This window comes from Streptomyces sp. NRRL F-4489, from assembly GCF_001509485.1.
Classification (GTDB): domain Bacteria; phylum Actinomycetota; class Actinomycetes; order Streptomycetales; family Streptomycetaceae; genus Streptomyces.
In genome coordinates, this window is sequence record NZ_LLZI01000092.1 from 1 (window position 1) to 6,193 (window position 6,193).

Here is a 6,193-nt window from a genome sequence, read left to right on the forward strand (position 1 = left end):
CCGCACCCCCGGCCCCCGCGTCCCCCCAGGCCCCGGCCGCCCCGGCCCCGTACCGGCCGGTCCCGCGATATGGCCGATTCCACCCCCTCAGGCGCTCTTGTACTGATCCGGTCGCGGCGAGAGGCTGCGGTGGTGGCGCCGACGGGCCCCGGCGCGGCAACGGAATCCGCACACCGCAACTCCGCTGTGATCAGACCGAGTTGAGGAGGCGACCGCCCACCGTGTCAGCACCGAGCCGCGACCGCCCGCCGGGACGCCGGCCCCTGCCCGCCGGCGCGCGCGCCGGGCGCGGTGACGTACCGGTAGTTCATCTTCCGGGGGCTTTCCCCGCCGCCGCCCGCGGGCAGGCTCACCGGGTACGCCCTACCGCCCACCCGCCCGGCGGGGTCCGGCCCGGTCCGCCGTGCGGTCCGCCAGCGGAGTGAAAGCGCGCAGAGGCGCCCATGCCCCCACCCGGTCCGCCTGCCGTGGAACGGATACAAAGGACAAAACCCCGCAAAGCACCACAAACCCAGGTGAGCCCATGATCGGTCGCATCCCTGTTCTGGACATCCGCCCGCAGATCGATTGCGGCCGCCGCCCGGCGAAGGCCGTGGTGGGTGAGACCTTCGAGGTCTCCGCCACGGTCTTCCGAGAAGGCCATGACGCGGTCGCCGCGAACGTGGTGCTGCGCAATCCCGCCGGCCGCTGCGGCCCGTGGACCCCCATGCGCGAACGGGCGCCCGGCACCGACCGGTGGGTGTGCGAGGTGACCCCGGACGTCGAGGGGCGCTGGACGTTCACCGTCGAGGCGTGGTCGGACCCGGTCGCCACCTGGCGCCGGCACGCCGGGGTGAAGATCCCGGCGGGGATCGACACCGAGCTGGTCCTGGCCGAGGGCGCCGAACTGCACGAACGGGCCGCCGCCGAGGTCCCCAAGAGCGACGGCCGGGAGGCGGTGCTGGCCGCCGTCGACGCGCTGCGCGATGCCACCCTGCCGGCCGCCACCCGCCTGGCCACCGCGCTCGCGCCCCAGGTCACCGCGGCGCTGGACCGCCATCCGCTGCGCGAACTGCTGACCGTCTCGCGTCCGATGCCGCTGGTCGTCGAGCGGCGCAGAGCCCTGTTCGGCTCCTGGTACGAGCTGTTCCCGCGCTCCGAGGGCGCGGTGACCGGACCGGACGGCGCGGTCGTCAGCGGCACCCTGCGCACCGCCGCCGAGCGGCTGCCGGCGGTCGCCGCGATGGGCTTCGACGTGGTCTACCTCCCGCCCGTCCACCCCATCGGGACCACCCACCGCAAGGGCCGGAACAACGCCCTGTCGGCCGGCCCGGACGACGTCGGCTCGCCCTGGGCCATCGGCTCCCCGGCCGGCGGCCACGACGCGCTCCACCCGGACCTGGGCACCTTCGAGGACTTCGCGCACTTCGTCCGCACCGCCCGCGACCTGCGGATGGAGGTGGCGCTGGACTTCGCGCTCCAGTGCTCCCCGGACCACCCGTGGGTCACCCTGCACCCCCGGTGGTTCCACCACCGCGCCGACGGCTCCATCGCCTACGCCGAGAACCCGCCGAAGAAGTACCAGGACATCTACCCGCTCGCCTTCGACGCCGACTTCCGCGGCCTGGTCAAGGAGACCGAGCGGCTGCTGCGGTTCTGGATGGACAAGGGCGTGCGGATCTTCCGGGTGGACAACCCGCACACCAAGCCGGTGGCGTTCTGGGAGAAGGTGCTCGGCGACATCAACCGCACCGACCCGGACGTGATCTTCCTGGCCGAGGCGTTCACCCGCCCGGCGATGCTGCACACCCTCGCCCAGATCGGCTTCCAGCAGTCGTACACGTACTTCACCTGGCGCACCACCAAGGAGGAGCTGACCGGCTACCTCACCGAGCTGGCCGGTGAGAGCGCGAGCTACCTGCGGCCCAACTTCTTCGTCAACACCCCCGACATCCTGCACGCCTACCTCCAGGAGGGCGGCCGCCCGGCCTTCGAGGCGCGCGCCGTCCTGGCCGCCACCCTCTCCCCCACCTGGGGCGTCTACGCGGGCTACGAGCTGTGCGAGGCGACCGCGCTCAGGCCCGGCAGCGAGGAGTACCTGGACTCGGAGAAGTACCAGATCAAGCCCCGGGACTGGGAGGCCGCGGCGCGCGAGGGGCGCACCATCGCCCCGCTGATCACCGCGCTGAACCGCATCCGGCGCCGCCATCCCGCCCTGCAGCAGCTGCGCAACCTGCGCTTCCACCGCACCGACAACGACGCGGTGCTCGCCTACTCCAAACGGGCGGGGACCGGCGACGGGGCCGACACGGTCCTCACCGTGGTCAACCTCGACCCGCACCACACCCACGAGGCGACGGTGTCGTTGGACATGCCGGAACTCGGCCTCGGCCGGCACGAGTCCTTCCCGGTGCGCGATGAGCTCACCGGCGACACCTACCACTGGGGCAGGGACAACTATGTGCGCCTGGAGCCGGGCAGCTCGCTCGCGCCGGCCCATGTGCTGTCGCTGCGACCGTCCTCACCGATCGGAGGGTCACCCAATTGATCGTCAATGAGCCCGTTCCCGACACGTTCGAAGACACCCCGGCGAAGGACCGCGACCCCGAATGGTTCAAACGGGCGGTCTTCTACGAGGTCCTGGTGCGCTCGTTCCAGGACAGCAACGGCGACGGCATCGGGGACCTCAAGGGCATCACGGCCAAGCTCGACTACCTCCAGTGGCTGGGCGTGGACTGCCTCTGGCTGCCGCCGTTCTTCAAATCCCCGCTGCGGGACGGCGGCTACGACGTCTCCGACTACACCGCGGTGCTGCCGGAGTTCGGTGACCTGGCGGACTTCGTGGAGTTCGTGGACGCCGCCCACCAGCGCGGTATGCGGGTCATCATCGACATGGTGATGAACCACACCAGCGACCAGCACCCGTGGTTCCAGGAGTCCCGCACCGACCCCGAGGGCCCGTACGGCGACTACTACGTCTGGGCGGACGACGACAAGCAGTACGCCGACGCCCGGATCATCTTCGTCGACACCGAGGTCTCCAACTGGACCTTCGACCCGGTACGCAAGCAGTACTACTGGCACCGCTTCTTCTCCCACCAGCCGGACCTGAACTACGAGAACCCGGCCGTCCAGGAGGAGATGATCTCCGCCCTGCGGTTCTGGCTGGACCTCGGCATCGACGGCTTCCGGCTGGACGCGGTGCCCTACCTCTACGCCGAGGAGGGCACCAACTGCGAGAACCTCCCGGCCTCGCACGCGTTCCTCAAGCGGGTCCGCGCCGAGATCGACGCGCACTACCCCGACACCGTGCTGCTGGCGGAGGCCAACCAGTGGCCGGAGGACGTGGTCGACTACTTCGGCGACTACGCGGTCGGCGGCGACGAATGCCATATGGCGTTCCACTTCCCGGTCATGCCGCGGATCTTCATGGCGGTGCGCCGGGAGTCCCGCTACCCGGTCTCCGAGATCCTCGCCAAGACCCCGGCCATCCCGTCCGGCTGCCAGTGGGGCATCTTCCTGCGCAACCACGACGAGCTGACCCTGGAAATGGTCACCGACGAAGAGCGCGACTACATGTACGCGGAGTACGCCAAGGACCCGCGGATGCGCGCCAACATCGGCATCCGCCGCCGACTGGCCCCGCTGCTGGACAACGACCGCAACCAGATCGAGCTGTTCACCGCGCTGCTGCTGTCGCTGCCCGGCTCGCCGATCCTGTACTACGGCGACGAGATCGGGATGGGCGACAACATCTGGCTCGGCGACCGCGACGCCGTCCGCACCCCGATGCAGTGGACCCCGGACCGCAACGCCGGCTTCTCCTCCTGCGACCCCGGCCGGCTGTTCCTGCCGACCATCATGGACCCGGTCTACGGCTACCAGGTCACCAACGTCGAGGCGGCGATGAGCTCGCCCTCGTCGCTGCTGCACTGGACCCGCCGGATGATCGAGATCCGCAAGCAGAACCCGGCCTTCGGGCTCGGCAGCTACACCGAGCTGCCGTCGTCCAACCCCGCGGTGCTGGCCTACCTCCGGGAGTCGCCGGGCAAGGACGGCGCGGACGACGACCTGGTGCTGTGCGTGAACAACTTCTCCCGCTTCGCGCAACCCACCGAGCTGGACCTCCAGGCGTTCAGCGGCCGCCATCCGGTGGAACTGATCGGCGGCGTCCGCTTCCCGCCGATCGGCACGCTGCCGTATCTGCTGACCCTGGCGGGCCACGGGTTCTACTGGTTCCGGCTGCGCAGAAACGCCCCGTAGGGTCCGCGTGCCCCACCGGGCACGGGCCCCGGATCCACGCCCGTACGCGACCGCCCGGCGCGTACGGGCGTTTTTCGACCGCACGTCCGGGCAACCTCCCTACTACCGCACGGGCCGGGTGGGCCATGGACGGTCCCCCTCGGCCCGGGAGGGGCACCGCCGAGCAGTGAAGCGAACGCCGAGAAACGCCGAAAACGCGCGCGCGTAAGGACGATCTCGCCCGACACGTCCCCCACCGCCGCATCGTAAAGGCCGCATTCCGGGACACTTTGCCCTGTCTGTCGTGTGCCCGGGGAAAGGACGCGACGCCATGTCGGACACCGCCTCGACCCGTGCCACCCGAAACAGCCCTGACCGCTCGCTGGTCACCGCTCCCGACCTGCTCGCCTCGCTGGTACCGCTGCTGGCCGAATGGGTGCCCCGGCAGCGGTGGTTCGCGGGCAAGGGCCGGCTGCTGACCGGCTTCACCCTGGTCTCGGCCACCGAACTGCTGCCGTGCACCGGCCCGGGAACGTCCCCGGGCCTGCTCCAGCTGCTCGTCCGCGCCCAGCAGAGCGCCCCGCCCACCCGTGCGCCGGCCGCCGGCGACTGCTACCAGCTGCTGCTGGGCACCCACCCCGCGCCGCCGCCGCACCTGGCGCCGGCGGTGATCGGCCGCCCGGCCGGCGGCCCGCTGCGCGGCCGTATGGTCTACGACGCGCTGCTGGACAACCGGCTGTGCGGACTGCTGCTGGAGCGGCTGCGGGTGCCCGGCCGGATCGGGGCGCTGCGGTTCTGCCGCGAACCGGACGCCGGGATCCCCTCCGGGCTGCCCGCCCGGCCGATCGCCGTGGAGCAGTCGAACTCCTCCATCGTCTTTGGCGATACGTTCATCCTGAAGGTCTTCCGGCGCGTCGAGCCGGGCGTCAACCCGGATCTGGAGCTGCCGCGGGCGCTGGCCGGCGCCAAGTGCGCCCGGGTCCCGGCGCCCGCCGCGTGGTTCGAGTCGGCGGTCCCGGAGGACACCGGGGAGGCCACGACGCTGGGCGTCCTCCAGCCGTTCCTGGCCGGCTCCACCGACGGCTGGCAGCTGGCCCTGAACGCGCTGGCGGTGCGCGCCGACTTCACCCGCTCGGCCCGCGCGCTCGGCCACGCCACCGCCGAGGTGCACACCGCGCTCGCCCAGGCCCTGCCCACCACCGAACTGCGCCGCCCGGAGCTGGCCGCGATCGCCGGGCGGATGCGCGAGCGGCTGGAGGCCACCGCCCGCGCGGTGCCGGTGCTCGAACCGTACCGGGCGCGGCTGCGGGCGGCGTTCGACGCGCTCGCCGCGATGGGGCACGACGGGCGCAGCTGGGCGGCCCAGCGGATCCACGGCGATCTGCATCTGGGGCAGACGCTGCGGGCCGCGGACGGGGGCCGCTGGGCGCTGATCGACTTCGAGGGCGAACCGGCCCGGCCGCTGGCCGAGCGGCGCCGCCCGCAGCCGGCCGTCCGGGACGTCGCCGCGATGCTCCGCTCGTTCGACTACGCCGCCCGCAGCGGCCCGGCCGGCGGCGACCCGTGGGCGCTGGACTGGGCCCGCCGCACCCGCGCCGCGTACTGCCTGGGCTACGCCGAGGCGGGCGGCCTGGACCCGCGCTCCGCCCCGGAGCTGATGCGGGCGTACGAGACCGACAAGGCCGTCTACGAGGTGCTGTACGAGGCCCGGCACCGGCCCGACTGGCTGTCGGTGCCGATGGCGGCGATCCGGCGGCTGGCGGCCTGCGGGGACCCGGGGGCCGGCTGAGCCCGCCGCCCGCGCCACCGGGCCGGCCCCGGTCCGTACGCCGCCGGCCGCCGCATGGCCCGGCCCCGTACACCGCCCGCCGCCCGCCGCCCGCCGCCCGCCTCCTCCCCTGACTCCGCCCCGGGCGGGGCGAGAGCCCGCGCCACCTGAAGCGCACGGCCTGCCGACGATGCGACCGTGAAC

The 6,193-nt window shown here is 72.6% G+C and carries 3 protein-coding genes; all 3 read left to right on the plus strand.

Annotation, left to right across the window (positions count from 1 at the left end; genetic code table 11):
* Positions 1–523 precede the first annotated feature (523 nt).
* The 3 genes from ADL22_RS09720 to ADL22_RS09730 all read left to right on the plus strand — a co-directional run bounded on the left by ADL22_RS09720 (position 524) and on the right by ADL22_RS09730 (position 6,010).
* Positions 524–2,527 (plus strand): alpha-1,4-glucan--maltose-1-phosphate maltosyltransferase, encoded by a 2,004-nt coding sequence (locus ADL22_RS09720; RefSeq protein WP_066975825.1) that lies wholly within the window; start codon positions 524–526, stop codon positions 2,525–2,527.
* Positions 2,524–4,242 (plus strand): maltose alpha-D-glucosyltransferase, encoded by a 1,719-nt coding sequence (gene treS / locus ADL22_RS09725; RefSeq protein ID WP_066975827.1) that lies wholly within the window; start codon positions 2,524–2,526, stop codon positions 4,240–4,242. Before ADL22_RS09720 ends, treS begins: the two co-directional genes overlap by 4 nt.
* Positions 4,243–4,552: 310 nt before the next feature.
* Positions 4,553–6,010 carry a maltokinase N-terminal cap-like domain-containing protein gene (locus tag ADL22_RS09730; RefSeq protein WP_066975829.1) on the plus strand — a complete coding sequence of 486 codons (1,458 nt, stop codon included), beginning with the start codon at positions 4,553–4,555 and terminating at the stop codon, positions 6,008–6,010.
* The last annotated feature ends 183 nt before the right edge of the window (positions 6,011–6,193 follow it).

Excerpts from the sequence above, each read along its gene's own strand:
- ADL22_RS09720 (WP_066975825.1), top strand. The coding sequence starts at position 524 with ATGATCGGTCGCATCCCTGTTCTGGACATCCGCCCGCAGATCGATTGC.
- ADL22_RS09730 (WP_066975829.1), top strand. The coding sequence starts at position 4,553 with ATGTCGGACACCGCCTCGACCCGTGCCACCCGAAACAGCCCTGACCGC.